Source organism: Kitasatospora arboriphila, assembly GCF_039528095.1.
Classification (GTDB): domain Bacteria; phylum Actinomycetota; class Actinomycetes; order Streptomycetales; family Streptomycetaceae; genus Kitasatospora; species Kitasatospora arboriphila.
In genome coordinates this window covers 75,850-91,788 of the sequence record NZ_BAAALD010000016.1, presented here as the reverse complement: position 1 = coordinate 91,788, position 15,939 = coordinate 75,850, and the positions used below count along the sequence as shown (strand labels likewise).

Sequence of the window (15,939 nt, the reverse complement as noted above, 5' to 3'; positions counted from 1 at the left end):
TCCGCTCCGTCCGCCGGTGAACCAGCTGCGACACTACCCGACGCGTCCCGCGGACCCCCAGGCCACGACGGCGGACGGCCGCCGCTCCACAGGTCGGAGCAGCGGCCGGCGGGGCGGCGGGACGGAGACAGGGCGGCGCCCTCCGGCCCCGTGCTCCGGAGGGTGCCGCCGTGTTCCGCGGCCTGCGTGCGGGCGGACGGGCGCCGCGCGCGGTCGCGGGGTCGGTCAGCCGGTGTAGGCGCCGAAGGCGCGGGTGAAGGCGAGCGGCTGCTGGTCGATGCTGCTGCAGGTGGCGTCGGCGAAGGCCTTGGCGCCGCCGGGGCAGGCCTTGTCGCGGGTGCCGGACCACATGGCCAGCCAGGCGAGGTGCTTGGTCTTGGCGAACTCGGCGAGCTGGGTGGCGTCGGCGACGGTGAAGACCTCGCTGGCGACGTCGTTGACGCCGATCATCGGGGTGACGGCGGTCTTGGCCCAGGCGGCGCTGTCGGAGAGGCCGAGGACGCCCTTGATCTGGGCCTGGGTGGCGGTGGCGGCGTCGATGGCGAACTTGCCCATGCGGCCCTGCGGGTTGGGGGCGGCGCCGTCGCCGTAGTCCATCGCCATGATGTTGACCGCGCCGACCTGCACGCCGTTGTCCTTGGCGTTGGAGACCAGGTTGATGCCGTCCTGGGTCAGGCCGCTGGGCAGGGCCGGCAGGGTGAAGGAGACGTCCAGGGCCTTGCCCTTGCCGGCGGCGGTGCGCTGGAGCTGGGCGATCGCCTGGGCGCGCCGGGTGTTGGCGGCGGTGTTGGCGAGGGCGCCGCCCTCGACGTCGAAGTCGACCTTGGTGAGGCCGTAGGCGTCGACGGCCTTCTGGTAGGCGGCGGCGAGCTCGCCGGCGGAGGAGCAGGCGGTGGCGAGCTCGCTGCCGTTGGCGCCGCCGAAGGAGACCCGGACGTCGCCGCCGGCCGCGCGGAGCGCGCCGATCTGGGCGGCCACCGCGTCGGTGTTGAGGTCGCTGACGCCGCCCCACTTCGGGGTGCAGCCGCCGCCGGAGACGACGAAGGCGAGGGTGTAGTGCTTCACGCCGGTGGCCTTGGCGGTGCCGACCAGGTCGAACGCCGGGTAGAGCGAGGTGTCGACGTAGGGGGCGAAGCGGCCGCCGCCGGGGGTGCCGGTGCTGGTGGGGGTCGGCGAGGCGGTGGTCTTCGTCGCGGTGGGGGTCGGGGTGGCGGTCGGCTTGGTGGTGCTGCCGGTGGGGCTGGGGGTCGGCTTCGGGGTGGCGGTGGTGGGCCGGCCGGAGGGGGTGGGGGCGGGGCCGGTGCTGCAGGACACGTCGTTGATCAGGCAGTGGCCGGGCTCGGCCTGGGCGCCGCCGGAGCCCTGGACGACGAAGCCGACGTCGACGGTGCGGCCGGCCTCGATCCGCTTGTTCCAGGACTCGGGCTTCACGGTGACGTGCTGGCCGGAGGCGGTGTAGCTGGCGTTCCACAGCGAGGAGATCTTGGCGCCGGCCGGCAGGTCAAAGCTGAGCGTCCAGCCGTCGATCGCGGCGGAGGTGGAGTTGCTGACCACGTACTGGCCGGTGTAGCCGCTGTCCCAGGTGCTGGTGCGGCTGTACACGGCGCCGAGCGAGGCGGCGCTGGCGGACGAGGCGAGGGCGGCCACGCCGCCCGCGACGAGCACGGTGGCGATCGCGGAGGCCCCGAGGACGGCGCCCTTGCGGCTGCGACGGCGGTGGCCCTGGCGTCGGACGGGCTGGCTCGGCATGTCGGGTACCTCCGCTGAGAGGGGTCGGGCCGGGTCCTGGCCGACCCGGGCGCCGCCGACGCTACCGGCCCGTAAACCCCGTGAAACCGCTGCTCAGGAAGGGGTGAGCCTCTCTTAGGGAGCTCTTAAGGCCAGGGCCCCGGCCTCGTGGGGCGCGGCCGGGCCCCACGGCCCGACAGGCCACGGCACACCCGCGGTCCGCTACTCGACCCCGGCGGTGCGGCGGCGGCCGGGCCGTACCCGCCGCCGCCGGCCGGCCCGCGGGGTGTCGCCGGACGGGCGGGTCTGCAGGCGCAGCCGGATCTCGGCGCCGCCGAGGCCGGCGGACCGGCCGAGGGCGAGGTCGCCGCCGGTGGCCTCGGTGAGCTTGCGGACGATGTCCAGGCCGAGGCCGGTGGAGCCCTCGCCGCCGTGGCCGGAGCCCCGTTCGATGGCGGCCTCGGGGTCGGTGAAGCCCGGTCCGGCGTCGCCGACCAGCACGATGACGGAGCTCTCGGTGGCGAGCACGTCGACGGAGAAGGCGGTGCCCATGGCGGTGTGCCGGAAGACGTTGCCGAGCAGGGCGTCGACGGCGGCGGCGAGGTCGCCGCGCTGCACGGGGACGTGGACGGGTGCGTCGGCGCCGGCGAGCTGCCAGGGCCGGCCCTCGTCCTCGGCGAGCGCGGACCAGAAGCCGACCCGTTCGCGGATCACCTCGGCGGCGTCGCAGCCGAGTTGGACGGCGGGGGTCTCGTCGCGGCCGCGCCGGGCGGAGCGGATGATCTGGTCGACCTCGCGTTCCAGCTGGGCGACCGCGTGCCGGGTGGCGTCGGCGGCGTCGCCGTTGCCGAGCGAGGCGGCGTTGAGCCGCAGCACGGTGAGCGGGGTGCGCAGCCGGTGCGAGAGGTCGGCGGCCAGTTCGCGTTCGGCGGCGAGCAGGTGGACGACCCGGTCGGCCATCGCGTTGAAGGCGTGGCCGGCCTCGCGGAGTTCCTCGGGGGCGCCCTTGGCGCGGGCGTCGTCGACGGGCACCCGGACGGCGAGGTTGCCGGCGCCGAGCGAGCGGGCGGCGCCGGCGAGGCGGCGGGCGGAGCCGACGATCCGGGCGCCGAGCCGGTCGGCGACCAGGACGGCGATCGCGACCAGGGCGAGGGCGACGAGCGAGAGCACCAGCCAGGCGGTGCCGACGCCGCGGCTGAGGTCGGCCTCGGCGACGTACACCTCGACGACGGCGATCCGGCCGCCCTCGACGGCGACCGGCTGGAGCAGGGCGAAGCCGCCGGCGACCCGGACGGTGAAGGCCCGTCCGCTGCCGTCGCTGCGGTCCCCGCCCGCGGTGGCGAGGTCGGCGGCGGCGACGGCGCGGGCGATCGGGTCCTGGTCGGTGGTGATGGCGAGGGCCGGGCCGAGGGCCGCGGCCTGGCGTTCGGCGGCGGTGAAGGCGCGGTCGCTGGCGGTCTGCTGGACCATCAGCCCGAGCGGGATGAGGAAGGCCAGCGCGACCATCGTGGTGCCGGCGACGGCGGCCTTGACGAGGGCCCAGCGCAGCGAGCGGGTGAAGCGGGGTCTCGTGGCGGGTGAGGTGTCCGCGGCCGTGGCGTCCCCGCCGGTCGGCCCGGTGCCGGGGGGCGTCATGTCAGGCGGCCCACCGGGTCGGCGACCGTGCCGCTCGGGGCCTCCAGCCGCACGCCGACGCCGCGGACGGTGTGCAGGTAGCGGGGCCGGGAGGCGGTCTCGCCGAGTTTGCGGCGCAGCCAGGACAGGTGCACGTCGATGGTCTGGTCGCCGCCGTAGGTCTGGCGCCAGACCTCGGCGAGTATCTCCTTGCGCGGCACGACGACGCCGGGCCGGGCGGCGAGGAAGGCCAGCAGGTCGAACTCACGGCGGGTCAGGTCGAGCGACCGGCCGTCGAGCGCGGCCTCGCGGCGCTGCACGTCGATGGCGAGTCCGCCGACCCGGAGGACCTGGGGGGCGGGGGCGCTGCCGCCGCCGAGGCGGCGCAGCACGGCCGCCATCCGGGCCGTCAGGTGCTCGGGCGAGAACGGCTTGACGAGGTAGTCGTCGGCGCCGGCGTTGAGCAGGCGGACGATCTCGGCCTCGTCGTCGCGGGCGGTGGAGATGATGACGGGCACGTTGGTGAGGCCGCGGATCATCTTGAGCGCTTCGCTGCCGTCGAGGTCGGGCAGGCCGAGGTCGAGGATCACCAGGTCGCAGCCGACCTGGGCGACCTCCCGCAGTGCCTCCAACGCGGTGCCCACGCTGCGCACCGCGTGGCCGGTCTCGGCGAGGTGTCGGATCAGCGCGGAGCGTACGAAGGGGTCGTCCTCGACCACGAGCACTGTTGCCATGGCCCTGCACGGTACGGCATGGGCCCCCCATTGGTCTGTACCTCGGGCGTTATGCGTTGATTGCCCGTGCTCCGGCGCGGACGTTTCACAGGGTTGCCGCAACCTTTCACAGGATTGCCGGGCCCGGGGCGCTGCGGCCGCGCGGGATGCGGCAGGATGTGCGGACGATGCGGAGCGGACTGGTACAGATCGGCGCCTGGGCGGTGGCCACCGGAGCGGCGGTGGCGCTGTCCTGGTACGGCGTGCACACGGTGCTGACCGAGGCGGGTTTCGAGCGGCCGCAGGCGGTGCCGCTGCCGTCCTCGACGACGCAGGCGGCGGCGAGCCTGCCGCCGGCGGCCTCGGCGACGGACTCGGGCGAGGAGCCGGGGTCGACCGCACCGGCCGACCCCTCGCCCTCCGCGTCCTCGGCACCGCCCTCGCCGTCGGCGGCGCCGACGCTGCCGAGTCCGATCCGGTCGGCCTCGCCTACGGTGAAGCCGCCGTCGCCGTCCTCGGTGCGCAGCTACCTGGTGCCGGGCGGCCGGGTGGCGTTGGACATCCACCCGGACCGGGCGGACCTGGTCTCGGCGACGCCGGACGCGGGCTGGCAGGTCCAGGTGTGGAACGGCGACCACTGGATGCGGATCGACTTCTCCAAGGACGACAAGGCCAACTCGGTGTTCGTCACCTGGAACGGCCACCCGCCGGACGTCCAGACCGTCGTCCGCTGACCTCCCGCCGCTCCGGCCGCCCCGGCGGTCGCTCAGGCGGCGGAGCCGGCGCCGGGGCGGGCGACGTATCCGGGGAGGTAGGGGCCGGTGTAGCCGGTCCGGTCGACCAGGGTGTGGCGGACGGGGCCGCCGTCGCCGACGGCGGCGAGCACGACGGTGCCGTGGCGGTCGCTCAGTTCGTGGGGTTCGGTGACGGCCGCGGCGCCGCGGTCCACGGCGTAGTCGAAGGCCCAGTGCACGTCCGGCACCCGCAGCACGACCTCCAGCACGCCCTCGCCGTGCTCGGCGAGGTGGCGGGCGAGCCTGCCGCCGGTGCCGGCGGGCGAGCTGACCACCCAGCGGGCGCCGCCGGCCTCCAAAACGTACGCGCGCAGCTGCGGGTTGCCGGTCTCCGGTCCGGTGTAGGCGGTGCAGTGCAGGCCGAGGGCGGTGCGGTAGTGGTGGGCGGCGCGGCGGGCGTCGCGGACGGCGAGGACGAGGGCGTCGGTGGCGGCGAGCGGGCCCGCCCCGGTGGGCGGTGCCCCGGGCGAGGGGCAAGGGCGGAGGGCGTAGCGGGTGTTGGCGATGTGCGCGGTCATGGCAGGGCCTCCCCGGGTCGCCCCGGGGACGGTTCGGGGGCGGAGCGGCCGCCCGCCGGGGTGTGCAGGAGGGTGGCGCGGCTCCTCGGGGCGCGCAACTGTTCCGTTTCCTCCTGGGCAAGGTGCCCCCGGGGGCCGGAGAATGGCCGCACCCACTGGACAGATTGCCCACCGGGACGACCGACCGTCGGACCGGCCGGCGGACGGAGCGGTTGTGCACTCACCCAACGACGCGATCGACGCACTCGACGGAAAGCTGATCAGGCTGCTGAGCGAGGAGCCGCGGATCGGTGTGCTGGAGTGCTCCCGGCGGCTGCAGGTGGCGCGCGGCACGGTGCAGGCCCGGCTGGACCGGCTGCAGGCGCGCGGGGTGATCGGGGGTTTCGGTCCGCAGGTGGATCCGGCGGCGCTCGGCTACCCGGTGACGGCCTTCGCGACGCTGGAGATCTCGCAGGGCCAGGGCAGTGACGTGCGGGCCCATCTGGCGGCGGTGCCGGAGGTGTTGGAGCTGCACACGATCACCGGGCAGGGCGACATGCTGGTGCGGATCGTCGCGCGGTCGAACGCGGACCTGCAGCGAGTGATCGACCGGGTGGTGGGTTTCGACGGGATCGTCCGGGCGTCCACCGCGATCGCCCTGGAGAACCCGGTGCCGTACCGGATCCTGCCGTTGGTGGAGCAGGCCGCCCGGGAGTGACCCGGCGCGGCCCGGGCCGCCCGCGGAGCGGCCCCGACGCGGGGTCAGCAGCTGGGCACGGAGCCGCCGCCGTCGAGGGCGTCGAGTGCGGCGACGGCGGAGGCGAGGGTCGCCACCGGGATCAGCCGCAGGCCCTGCGGGGTGTCGACCTTGGCGTCGGAGCACTCCGAGGCGGGGACGAGGAAGACGGTGGCGCCGTCCCGGGCGGCGGCCCGGGTCTTCAGGGCGACGCCGCCGACCGCGCCGATCACGCCCTGGTCGTCGATGGTGCCGGTGCCGGCCACCACCCGGCCGCCGGTGAGGTCGCCGCCGCGGCCGTTCCCGGCGATCTTGTCGATGATGCCGAGGCTGAGCATCTGGCCGGCGCTGGGGCCGCCGATGTCGCCGAGGTCGATCTTCACGGTGACCTGGGACGGCGAGAGGTGAAGGTAGGAGAGGGCGGCGGCGGTGGCGCTGTCCTGGGACTCGGCCATCTGCTGGGCGGTCTCCTGCTCGGCCTTGCCGGGGTTGCTCTGCGGGTAGACGGCCTCGGTCGGCAGCACCGCCTCGTCCTCGCGGATCCAGGCCCGCAGGGCGTCGCGGAAGCTGATCTTCTCACCGGCGTTGGTGGCGGAGATGGTGGTGGCGAGCAGCTCGCCGCCGGTGGTCCGCACCGGGGTGCCGGTGACGGTGATGACCGGCACCCCGTTGTAGCTGCCGAGGGTGTTCGCGGTGACGCCCGGCTGGGTGAGCGTGAACGGCAGCGGCACGAACGCCGTGACCCCGAACAGCGCGAGCACCAGGACGGTGCACAGCGCCAGGGCGCGGGTCTTGGGGGCGGTCAGGGCCGTGGGCAGCTTCGCAGGAGACACATCCCGCATCGAACCACACCGGCGGTGCCGCCGGGCCCGCGGTACGGGGTCAGCGCAGCGCGTCGGCGACCTCGGTGGCGGCCTCGACGACGCGCGGGCCGACCCGCTCGGGCACCAGGCCGTTGAGCATCACGACGCCGACGCTGCCTTCGATGCCGCTGAGGCCGATCAGGGCGGCCGCGGCACCGCTCGCGCCGGACTGCTCCTCCGCGCGGGTGATCACGAAGCCCTGGTCGGGGCGGCGCTGACTGGGGAAGCCGCGGGCCTCCAGGATGGCGCGGCCGGCGGCGCTCTCGTCGAGCGGGTGGCGCAGGCCCGTCCGGTAGGCGACGTGGAAGTCGGTCCAGCTGGGTTCGACGACGGCGACGGCGAGCGCCTCGTTGCCGTCCACCAGGGTGAGGTGGGCGGTGGCGCCGAGGTCCTCGGCGAGGCTGCGCAGGGCCGGCAGTGCGGCCTCGCGGAGCAGCGGGTGGACGCGGTGGGCGAGGCGGAGCACCCCGAGGCCGACTCTGGCCCGGCCGCCGATGTCGCGGCGGACGAGGCCGTGCTGTTCCAGGGTGGCCAGCAGCCGGTAGACGACGGTGCGGTTGACGGCGAGCCGGGCGGCGAGCTCGGTCACGGTCAGGCCGCGCTCGGAGTCGGCGAGGAGCTTGAGGACCCGGACCCCTCGGTCCAGGGTCTGGGAGGTTTCGGCAGTCACGACGCGCAAGTCCTTTCCGCGGCGGGCACCGGCGCCGGCGTGGGGCTCGGGCCGGGACGGAGGTGTCACGCGCAGGTGGGTGTCCGCGCTGGAGCAGCTGGCTCGGCGCCATCGACGAGGGCACAGCTCCGCGGTGCTCTTCTCGGGGTGGGGGTGGTCCGTCGAGCGAGCGTGGGGAGAAGGTAGTGAACTCTTCGCACGCTGCGGAAGTAGTTGTCCAAAATTCGGTCATCATCGACGCAAAGTCGAGACGCAAATACGGACATTAAGCCCACATTCCGGGCCCTGAATGGCTCAGGTGTTCGATATCTGACCGGACTCCGGACACGGCGGCCCTCGGACCGGGGCGCTCAGAGCAGGTTCCGGCCGACCGTCCAGAGCGCCGCCGCGGTCAGCAGTGCGGCGACGGTGCGGGGGCCGAGGCGCAGCCGCCAGGTCCGGCCGGCCAGGCCGTGCCGCAGTCGGACGAGGTACCAGGCGGCGACGAAGGGCAGTGCGAGCAGCAGGGCGGCGTTGTCGTGCCAGGCCGCGGACAGGTCGCCGTGCAGCAGGTCCCAGGCCGCCCGGGTGCCGCCGCAGCCGGGGCACTGCAGGCCGGTGAGGCGGTGGAAGGGGCAGAAGGGCAGGGCCTGCCCGGGCAGGTGGGGGTCGCGGGTGTACAGGTACCCGGCGCCGGCGAGGGCGGCCGCGAGCAGGCCGAGGGGGCCGGCCGCCGGGTGCCGCGGGAGCGCGGCACGACGGCGGGCACCCCCGCCCGCACTGCTCGCGGGGCGGGGGTGCGGCCGGGTCCGGGCGGGGCGCACGGTCAGGCGCGCAGCGTGCGGCCCTGGGCGTCGGTGCGGGTGTCGCTGACCAGGAAGAGGATGCCGTCGATCAGGGCCCAGACGCCGAGACCGCCGCAGGTGAGCAGCTGGGCGACACCCATGCCGACGTGGCCGGTGTAGAAGCGGCCGATGCCGAAGCCGCCGAGGAAGATCTGCAGGAGGCCTGCGACGACCTTCGACTTGTCGGACAGCTCGGGGTTCTGGGCGGTGTACGCCACGGGGTGACTCCTCGTTCGGTGCGCGGCCGGCCCGCCGTGCGGGACGGCCGGGTCTCGGCATGTGGGACGGGGCGCCGGTCCGTCACCTCGTGGAGGTCCGTACCGGAGCCGGGCACGCGGAAGATTAACGGATCGTATGACCGCGTGTCTCCACACTTTCTTTGCCAAGTCGGGAGACTCCGCCCGGGCCCCCGTCACCCCGAACGGGCGTCAGCCCTTCGCCCACTCCCGGATCTTCGCGATCCGCGCCTTCAGCTGGTTCGCCGTGGCCTGCGCGGTCAGCGGTCCGCCGCACTGCCGGCGCAGCTCGTTGTGGACGGTGCCGTGCGGCTGGTTGGTGCGGTGGTGCCAGGCGGCGACCAGCGCGTTCAGCTCCTTGCGCAGCTCGCGCAGCTCCTGATGGGTCACCACCGGCCGCTGCTCGGCGGGCAGTTCGACCAGGTCGGCCTCCTCGGCCGGCTTGGCCTTGGAGCGCTGGATCTGCCGGTGCTGGCGCTTCTGCAGCAGCATCTGCACCTGGTCCGGCTCCAGCAGGCCCGGGATGCCGAGGTAGTCCTCCTCCTCCTCGCTGCCCGGGTGCGCCTGCATGCCGAACTCCATGGCGTTGTACAGCACCCGGTCGAAGACCGCGTCGCTGCCGAGCGCCTCGTAGGAGAACTCCTCGCCGCCGGCGTCCGGCCCGTCGTTGGCCTTCTCGGCCTCGGCGAGCAGCCGGTCCTCCTCGTCGAAGAGTCCCTCGCCCTCCTTCTTCGGCCGGTCGAGGACGTGGTCGCGCTGCAGCTCCATCTCGTTGGCGAAGCCGAGCAGCATCGGGATGGTCGGCAGGAAGACGGAGGCCGTCTCGCCGCGCTTGCGGGCCCGCACGAAGCGGCCGACGGCCTGCGCGAAGAACAGCGGGGTGGAGATCGAGGTGGCGTACACGCCGACGCACAGCCGGGGCACGTCGACGCCCTCGGACACCATGCGGACGGCCACCATCCAGCGCGAGGTGCCGGCCGAGTAGTCGGAGATCCGCTTGGAGGCCTCCGCCTCGTCGGAGAGGACGAGGGTGACCTTCTCGCCGCTGATCTCGCGCAGCAGCTTGGCGTAGGCGCGGGCCACGTTCTGGTCGGTGGCGATGACCAGGCCGCCGGCGTCCGGGATCGCCTTGCGCACCTCGGTGAGCCGCCGGTCGGCGGCCTGCAGCACGCTGGGGATCCACTCGCCCTGCGGGGAGAGCGCGGTGCGCCAGGCCTGGGCGATCAGGTCCTTGGTCATCGGCTCGCCGAGCCGGGCCTCCAGCTCGTCACCGGCCTTGGTGCGCCAGCGCATGTTGCCGCTGTACGAGAGGAAGATCACCGGGCGGACGACGTGGTCGGCCAGCGCGTGCCCGTAGCCGTAGGTGTAGTCCGCGACGGACTTGCGCAGGCCGTCGGTGTCCGCCTCGTACGCCACGAACGGGATCGGGTTGGTGTCCGAGCGGAACGGCGTACCGGTGAGCGCGAGCCGCCGGGTGGCGGGCTCGAAGGCCTCGAAGCAGGCCTCGCCCCAGGACTTCGAGTCACCGGCGTGGTGGATCTCGTCCATGATGACGAGGGTCTTGCGGGCCTCCGTGCGGTTGCGGTGCAGCATCGGGTTGACCCCGACGCCCGCGTAGGTCACGACGATGCCCTGGTAGTCCTTGGAGAGCGGGCCCGAGGAGTACGCCGGGTCCAGCCGGATGCCTATCCGGGCCGCGGCCTCCGCCCACTGCTTCTTCAGGTGCTCGGTCGGCGCGACGACCGTCACCTGCTGCACCAGGTGGTTGTGCAGCAGGTAGGAGGCGAGGGTCAGGGCGAAGGTGGTCTTTCCCGCGCCCGGGGTGGCGACCGCGAGGAAGTCGCGCGGCTGCTTCTCGATGTACGTGTCGAGCGCACCCTGCTGCCAGGCCCGGAGCTTGCCGGCCGTGCCCCAGGGGGCACGGCCGGGGAAGGCCGGCGACAGGTGGTGCGAGGCGTTCGACGTGCCGGCCGGGCGGACGGGCGCGTGCGGCGAGGCAACGTCGGAGAACAGCGGCGACATCGGGGAGGCGGCGGCGGTACTCACGGGCTCCGGAGGGGATCGTCGCAGGTCAGGGCGGTCTTCGCGGCCCCAGCCCGCTGTCGGGCGGTGGTCGGACAACCAGCCCAGCCTACCGGGCCGCGCCGGTTCGCCCGCTCAGGCTCGACCCTCGTGCAGCGCCCGCAGCCGCTCCGCGATCACCCCGACGTCGGTGGTTTCGCCGGCCGCCACGGCCACCACCAGCTCGTACGCCGCGTCCTGGTCGACACCGGCCATGTCGGTGCCCGCGAGGTCCAGCAGGACGACCGCGCCCATCCACGCGGTCCGCTTGTTGCCGTCCACCAGGGGGTGGTTCGAGGCCACCGCGTGCAGCAGTGCGGCGGCCTTCTCGAAGACGCCCGGGTAGACCTCCACCCCGAACATCCCGGCGGACGGCCGGTGCGCGGCGGAGTCCAGCAGGCCGGGCTCGCGGAGCTCGGCCGGACGGCCCCGGCAGGCGAAGGCGGCGAGCTCCAGCAGCTCGGCGGTCTCCAGGCGGTTCACTCCCCCAGCCTCCTCAGCAGTTCGGCGTGGCACTCGGCGTACTTGGCGCCCAGGCGCCGGATCTCGGCCCGCCGCAGGTCGGCCTCGCGGCGCTCCTCCTGCGGCCCCCGGGCGTGCTGCGGACGGCCGCCGCCCTCGGGCGGCCGGCCGGTGGTCTGCTCGGTCATGCGCCGGGACGCTACCGGCGGCGCGGCCCGGACCGGTACCGGATTTCGGCGCCGGGTCCCGGCCCGCCGGGTCGGCCGGCCGGTGCGGGTGACCGGGCTCACAGCCCCCGCCCGGTAAGGACGGTCCGCCGTCCCGCTCTCCCCTCCCGACGGGCCGCACCCCGGCCGTCACAGAATCCACACACGTCACACGTTCCGCCCGCGAACTTCGGGGCAGGACGACACCGGGAGGAACCGCCATGACAGCTGCGCCCATCGTCGTCGAACAGGTCGTCCAGGCCCGCCTCTACGTCACCACCCACCGCACCGCCGTGCTCCGGGTGGCCCTGCGCTACCGGTCCGACGACCCGCTGGCCGTCCGGATGGCCTTCCCCGCCGAGTTCTCCCTGGACGGCACGCCGCTGCCCGAGGCCCCGCCGGAGGTCGAGTGGGTCTTCGCCCGGTGGCTGCTGGCCGCCGGCCTGGACGCCCCGAGCGGCATGGGCGACGTGCACCTGCGGCCCGCCGCGTCCGGGCGCACCATGCTGGAGCTGCGCTCCGCCGAGGGCGTGGCCCTGCTCCAGTTCGACGGCGCCCAGCTGCGGCACTTCCTCGCGGAGACCCTCCTCGCCGTCCCGGAGGGCGACGAGGCCCTGCTGCTGGACGCCGACCGCGCGCTCGCCGAGCTCCTCGGCTGACGGCGGCCCCGGGCGCCTCAGGCGGAGAGCTTGCGCATCAGCCGCACCCCCTGCCCCGGGGTCATGTGCGGCAGGTACGCCTTGCCGATCGCCCGGGTGATCGCGGGCAGCGCCGCCGGGTCGGGGTAGACCATGTACATGGGCCGGTACTCGGGCTGGAACTTCGCCTTGAAGGCGAGCAGCGAACGGAAGCCGTACACCGGCTCCAGCGCCTTGCCCATCCAGTCGAGCATCCGCTGCAGGGCGGTCGGCGGCTCGCCGCCGCGGTCGGCGCGGGCCAGCGGCGCCCCGGAGAGGCTGAGGAACTGCGCGCCCTCCTCCTTGAAGCCGAGCGCGGCCGAGGCGATCAGGAACTCCATCACCCCGCGGAAGCCCTCCGCGCGGCGGCGCATGAAGTCCAGTGTCCAGCCGACCGGCTGCCCGGCCCCGTAGACCGGCATCCAGCTGGTCAGCCCGTGCACGGTGCGGTCGCCGTCCACCGCGACGAGCATCCGCACCGCCGGGTCGTCGAGCTCGGCCAGCCCGCCCAGGGTGAAGCCCATCTCGGGCAGGCCCTTGTCGGAGACCCACTCCTCGGAGATCGAGCGGATCTGGTCGCGGATGCCGATCGGCGCCTCCCGGTAGGTCCACCACTCGGCGGTGATGCCCTGCTTGCCGGCCTTGTTCAGCGAGGTCCGGATGTCCTGCCACTTCTTGCCGGTGAAGGCCAGGTCGGGCAGCGGCACCACGGTGTCCTCGGCGACCTGCAGCGAGCGCCAGCCGAGCTGCTCGGCGGCCTGCCGCGCGTCCGCGGAGACGCTGTAGAAGCACGGCGTCCAGCCCCGGGCGTCGCAGTAGCGGGCGAAGCCGGCGACCGCCCGCCGCCGGGCCTCCGGCTCGCCGAACGGGTCCCCGGTGGTGAGCGCCACGGTGGCGATCACCCGGTACGGCACCGCGGCCCGGCCGTCCCCGTCGAACCAGTAGTGGTTGCCGTCCCAGGTGGAGATGAAGGAGAGCGTCGAGCCGCCGTACTCGGTGAGCAGCGCGCGGGCCCGGGCCGCGTCCTCGGCGTCCGCGTGCACCACCGGGCGGCGGAAGGCCACCAGCAGCGCGGTCAGCGCCACCGCCCAGAACACCAGCCCGACCGCGATCTCCAGGGCCTGCGCGCCGCCGCCGGCGGCGATCGGCCGGTCCGGCAGCAGTTCGTCGTAGGCGGGCGGCAGCAGCACCGAGGGCAGGCCTGCCGCCAGCCCCGCGGCCGTGGCGTCCGGCTCGTACTGGTCGCGGATCAGCCAGCCGATGCCGACGTACGCGGCGCAGCAGACCGCCAGGGCGCCGCCGACGACGGCGGCCAGCCGGTCGCGCACCCGCGGCGCCGTCCGCTGGTCGAAGCTGCGCCGGGTGACGGCCTGCAGCACCAGCATCGCGACGGGCAGCAGCAGCGCCTCGCCGACGAGCTCGAAGAGCAGCCCGGTGCCGCCGTCCGCGGCGAAGTCGTCGTAGTTGATCGCCAGCAGCCAGCCGAGCACCCCGACCCAGGCGAGCTCGGTGAGCACCGTGAGCCACCAGGCGAGCCGCAGTCCGCGGCGCAGGCCCTCGGCGAGGACGAGCAGCAGGACGGGCACCAGGGCGGCCATCAGCCGGCCCGGGGAGTCGAAGTAGCGGACGGCGGAGTGGGCGTGCGCGCAGGCCCTGGCCGACCCGGCGCAGGCGTCGGCGACCTCCGCCGAGGACGGGACGTGCGAGAAGTACAGGTCGGCGAGGGTGTTGAAGGGGCCGATGGCGTCCCGGTAGAGGGAGGCGACCAGCGGCCCGAGCGCGGTGGCGGCGAGGGTGAGCGCCACCAGCACCCGGGTCTCGGTGTGCGAGGCGCGGTGCGGGCGGTGTCCGCGGTGGCGGTGCGCCAGGGTGCCGGCGGCCAGCCCGGCGAGCACCGCGGCGACCCGCTGGACGCCCTGCAGGTGCCCGACGTAGAGCATCAGCACCAGCGGCACCAGGACGACCACCAGCCGCAGCCGGCGCCGCCAGAGCGCGGTCAGCCGGAAGCTGACGACCGCGCCGAGGGCGAACACGCCGATGGTCGGGCCGACGGCGATCTGGTCCTGGATCGCCTTCGTCCAGCCGAGGTCGGCGGAGACGCCGAGCCGGACGGCGGCGGTGCCGAGCAGGGTGCCGGCGATCTGCCCGCCGAGCAGCACGGCCGCCGCGGCGGCGGTGCCGAGCCGCAGTTCGGCGAACGGCCCGAAGACCGCCAGCAGCAGCGTGGTGACCACGTACGAGCCGATGCCGGAGCACCAGAACAGCGAGCTCACCGGTGTCCACCAGTGGCCGTCGGCGAGGCTCGGGATGCCGACGCCGACGTACGGCAGCAGGGAGTCGGACGGCCCGGTGCCGAGGCTGCGGGTGGCCGCGCCGACCACCCACAGGACGGCGATCAGGGCGAGGGTGAGCGGGGCCCGGCGCAGTTGGGCGAGGGCGGCCGCAGCGAGCCGGGCGGGGCGGCTGCCGTACTCGGGCTCCGGCCGGGCGGGCGCCCGGTCGGTGTCCGCGGTGGTGCGGTCGGTCATGTGATCAGTCCCGTCTGCTGGGCGAGCCAGGTCACGTTGTCGGCGAGTCCGGCGCGGAAGGTGTTCCAGTCGTGGCCGCCCGGAACGGTCATGGAGCGGGCCTTCATCCCGGCCGCGACGGCCGCGGCGTGCACCGTGCGCTGCTGCGGCCCGTACTCGCCGTCCTCGTCACCGACCACGAAGGTCGCCGCGGTGTCGGGGAACCGCTCGCGGGCCATCACGTGCAGCGGGTCGACGGCGTCGAAGGCGGCCTCGTCGCCGCCGAAGGCGCGCTGCACGGTCTGCTGGTGGCTGCCGAGGGTGGGTTCGCGCTGGCCGGAGATGTCGAGGAAGGTGCCGTACACCCGCGGGGCGTTGACGGCGAGCTGGAGGGCGCAGGTGCCGCCGAGCGAGAGCCCGCCGATCGCCCACGAGCGGCGGCCCTGCGCGGTCTGCAGGTGGCGGCGGGTCCAGTCGGGGACGTCCTCGGCGAGGTAGGTCTGGGCGCGGGCGATCCGGGAGTCCATGCACAGGCTGTTGCCCCAGGTGGAGCCGGTCTGGTCGACCATCAGCACGATCGGCGCGAGGCCGCCGTGCGCGGCGGCGAAGTCGTTCATGGTGGTCTCCAGCTGCCCGGAGGAGACCCAGTCGGAGGGGCTGCCGGGCTGGCCGGCCATCAGCACCAGCACCGGCAGCAGCGGTCGGGGGCTGGCCCGGTAGGCGGGCGGCAGCCAGACGTAGGCGTCGCGGGCGTCGAACCCGGACTTCGCGCCGGGGATCGGCGTCCTGGCGAGGGTGCCGCGGGCGGGCAGGCCGGGCGGCGGGTGCCAGACCTGCGCGAGGGCTCCGCCGGGCGGGGCGGCGACGGTGTGCGGGTCCCGGCCGGTGGGCAGCGCCTCGGTGGCCGGGGCGAGCATCGCGCGGAGCGTGCCGTACTCGTCGTAGAAGCGGTTGACCTGGGAGGCGGCCATGACGCCGACCAGCAGGGCGGCGACCGGGACGAGCACCTTGCCGGCGGTGCGCGGCGGCACGGTCGGCACGAAGCGGGCGACGGCGAGGGCGAGGCCGAGCAGGGCGAGCGCGATCCAGGCGGTGACCTCGTCGGGCAGCCCGCCGGCGAACGGCTGCCACCAGCTGTTGACGGTCAGGGCGGTGAGCACGCCGCCGGCGGCCGCGGCGAGGACGGCGGCGGGCAGCCGCAGCGGCCACCAGCGCGGCGCGGGGACCAGGACGAGCAGCAGCAGCGCGGCGCTGCCGGCGACCAGCAGGGCGTAGGGGACGACGCCGGTGGTGATCGGCCAGTCGAGCGGGTTCCAGGAGGCGAGGCTGCGGTCCACGGTCTGCTCCCCCT

The 15,939-nt window shown here is 74.8% G+C and carries 16 protein-coding genes; 3 read left to right on the top strand and 13 right to left on the bottom strand.

Features of this window, described 5'->3' with window-relative positions:
• Positions 1-225: 225 nt before the first annotated feature.
• The 3 genes from ABD353_RS11650 to ABD353_RS11640 all read right to left on the bottom strand — a co-directional run bounded on the left by ABD353_RS11650 (position 226) and on the right by ABD353_RS11640 (position 4,076).
• Complete coding sequence (locus ABD353_RS11650; protein ID WP_344623440.1) at positions 226-1,749, bottom strand: glycoside hydrolase family 18 protein; 1,524 nt, start codon at positions 1,747-1,749, stop codon at positions 226-228.
• Positions 1,750-1,950: 201 nt separating this feature from the next.
• Positions 1,951-3,276, bottom strand: a complete 1,326-nt coding sequence (locus ABD353_RS11645) for a sensor histidine kinase (RefSeq protein WP_344623465.1) — start codon at positions 3,274-3,276, stop codon at positions 1,951-1,953.
• An 83-nt stretch (positions 3,277-3,359) separates the two neighbouring features.
• Positions 3,360-4,076: a response regulator transcription factor gene (locus ABD353_RS11640; protein WP_344623439.1), complete on the bottom strand. Its 717-nt coding sequence runs from the start codon at positions 4,074-4,076 to the stop codon at positions 3,360-3,362.
• Positions 4,077-4,243: 167 nt separating this feature from the next.
• On the opposite strand from ABD353_RS11640, the gene ABD353_RS11635 reads away from it, so the two are divergent.
• Positions 4,244-4,789 (top strand): hypothetical protein, encoded by a 546-nt coding sequence (locus tag ABD353_RS11635; protein ID WP_344623438.1) that lies wholly within the window; start codon positions 4,244-4,246, stop codon positions 4,787-4,789.
• A 32-nt stretch (positions 4,790-4,821) separates the two neighbouring features.
• Here ABD353_RS11635 and ABD353_RS11630 read toward each other — a convergent pair whose 3' ends face one another.
• Positions 4,822-5,367: a VOC family protein gene (locus ABD353_RS11630; RefSeq protein ID WP_344623437.1), complete on the bottom strand. Its 546-nt coding sequence runs from the start codon at positions 5,365-5,367 to the stop codon at positions 4,822-4,824.
• A gap of 214 nt (positions 5,368-5,581) precedes the next feature.
• Between ABD353_RS11630 and ABD353_RS11625 the strand changes: the two genes are divergently transcribed.
• Entirely contained in the window at positions 5,582-6,064 is a 483-nt protein-coding gene (locus tag ABD353_RS11625; RefSeq protein ID WP_263105176.1) for an Lrp/AsnC family transcriptional regulator, read from the top strand.
• Positions 6,065-6,108: 44 nt separating this feature from the next.
• Here the strand turns inward: ABD353_RS11625 and ABD353_RS11620 are convergent, their stop codons facing one another.
• From ABD353_RS11620 to ABD353_RS11590, 7 genes are all read right to left on the bottom strand, one after another.
• On the bottom strand, positions 6,109-6,924 hold the full coding sequence (locus ABD353_RS11620) for a hypothetical protein (protein ID WP_425555136.1): 816 nt from the start codon (positions 6,922-6,924) through the stop codon (positions 6,109-6,111).
• Between the two features lie 40 nt (positions 6,925-6,964).
• Positions 6,965-7,615 carry an IclR family transcriptional regulator gene (locus ABD353_RS11615; protein WP_344623436.1) on the bottom strand — a complete coding sequence of 217 codons (651 nt, stop codon included), beginning with the start codon at positions 7,613-7,615 and terminating at the stop codon, positions 6,965-6,967.
• A 350-nt stretch (positions 7,616-7,965) separates the two neighbouring features.
• Positions 7,966-8,418, bottom strand: a complete 453-nt coding sequence (locus tag ABD353_RS11610; protein ID WP_425555135.1) for a DUF2752 domain-containing protein — start codon at positions 8,416-8,418, stop codon at positions 7,966-7,968.
• Positions 8,419-8,420: 2 nt separating this feature from the next.
• Positions 8,421-8,813: a TM2 domain-containing protein gene (locus ABD353_RS40390; RefSeq protein WP_425555138.1), complete on the bottom strand. Its 393-nt coding sequence runs from the start codon at positions 8,811-8,813 to the stop codon at positions 8,421-8,423.
• Positions 8,814-8,867: 54 nt separating this feature from the next.
• Positions 8,868-10,697 carry a DEAD/DEAH box helicase gene (locus tag ABD353_RS11600; RefSeq protein WP_344623462.1) on the bottom strand — a complete coding sequence of 610 codons (1,830 nt, stop codon included), beginning with the start codon at positions 10,695-10,697 and terminating at the stop codon, positions 8,868-8,870.
• Between the two features lie 135 nt (positions 10,698-10,832).
• Positions 10,833-11,219, bottom strand: a complete 387-nt coding sequence (locus ABD353_RS11595; protein WP_344623435.1) for a type II toxin-antitoxin system death-on-curing family toxin — start codon at positions 11,217-11,219, stop codon at positions 10,833-10,835.
• Positions 11,216-11,386 (bottom strand): CopG family transcriptional regulator, encoded by a 171-nt coding sequence (locus ABD353_RS11590; protein ID WP_344623434.1) that lies wholly within the window; start codon positions 11,384-11,386, stop codon positions 11,216-11,218. Before ABD353_RS11590 ends, ABD353_RS11595 begins: the two co-directional genes overlap by 4 nt.
• 239 nt (positions 11,387-11,625) lie before the next feature.
• Here ABD353_RS11590 and ABD353_RS11585 point away from each other — a divergent pair, with 239 nt between their 5' ends.
• Positions 11,626-12,063: an SsgA family sporulation/cell division regulator gene (locus tag ABD353_RS11585; protein WP_344623433.1), complete on the top strand. Its 438-nt coding sequence runs from the start codon at positions 11,626-11,628 to the stop codon at positions 12,061-12,063.
• A gap of 17 nt (positions 12,064-12,080) precedes the next feature.
• Here ABD353_RS11585 and ABD353_RS11580 read toward each other — a convergent pair whose 3' ends face one another.
• Positions 12,081-14,609 (bottom strand): bifunctional lysylphosphatidylglycerol flippase/synthetase MprF, encoded by a 2,529-nt coding sequence (locus tag ABD353_RS11580; RefSeq protein ID WP_344623432.1) that lies wholly within the window; start codon positions 14,607-14,609, stop codon positions 12,081-12,083.
• Positions 14,606-15,925 carry an alpha/beta hydrolase gene (locus tag ABD353_RS11575; protein ID WP_344623431.1) on the bottom strand — a complete coding sequence of 440 codons (1,320 nt, stop codon included), beginning with the start codon at positions 15,923-15,925 and terminating at the stop codon, positions 14,606-14,608. The genes ABD353_RS11580 and ABD353_RS11575 overlap by 4 nt, the downstream gene beginning before the upstream one ends.
• Positions 15,926-15,939 lie beyond the last annotated feature (14 nt).

Excerpts from the sequence above, each read along its gene's own strand:
- ABD353_RS11640 (WP_344623439.1), bottom strand. The coding sequence starts at position 4,076 with ATGGCAACAGTGCTCGTGGTCGAGGACGACCCCTTCGTACGCTCCGCG.
- ABD353_RS11600 (WP_344623462.1), bottom strand. The coding sequence starts at position 10,697 with ATGTCGCCGCTGTTCTCCGACGTTGCCTCGCCGCACGCGCCCGTCCGC.
- ABD353_RS11590 (WP_344623434.1), bottom strand. The coding sequence starts at position 11,386 with ATGACCGAGCAGACCACCGGCCGGCCGCCCGAGGGCGGCGGCCGTCCG.
- ABD353_RS11630 (WP_344623437.1), bottom strand. The coding sequence starts at position 5,367 with ATGACCGCGCACATCGCCAACACCCGCTACGCCCTCCGCCCTTGCCCC.
- ABD353_RS11580 (WP_344623432.1), bottom strand. The coding sequence starts at position 14,609 with ATGACCGACCGCACCACCGCGGACACCGACCGGGCGCCCGCCCGGCCG.
- ABD353_RS11635 (WP_344623438.1), top strand. The coding sequence starts at position 4,244 with ATGCGGAGCGGACTGGTACAGATCGGCGCCTGGGCGGTGGCCACCGGA.
- ABD353_RS11620 (WP_425555136.1), bottom strand. The coding sequence starts at position 6,924 with ATGCGGGATGTGTCTCCTGCGAAGCTGCCCACGGCCCTGACCGCCCCC.
- ABD353_RS11650 (WP_344623440.1), bottom strand. The coding sequence starts at position 1,749 with ATGCCGAGCCAGCCCGTCCGACGCCAGGGCCACCGCCGTCGCAGCCGC.
- ABD353_RS11585 (WP_344623433.1), top strand. The coding sequence starts at position 11,626 with ATGACAGCTGCGCCCATCGTCGTCGAACAGGTCGTCCAGGCCCGCCTC.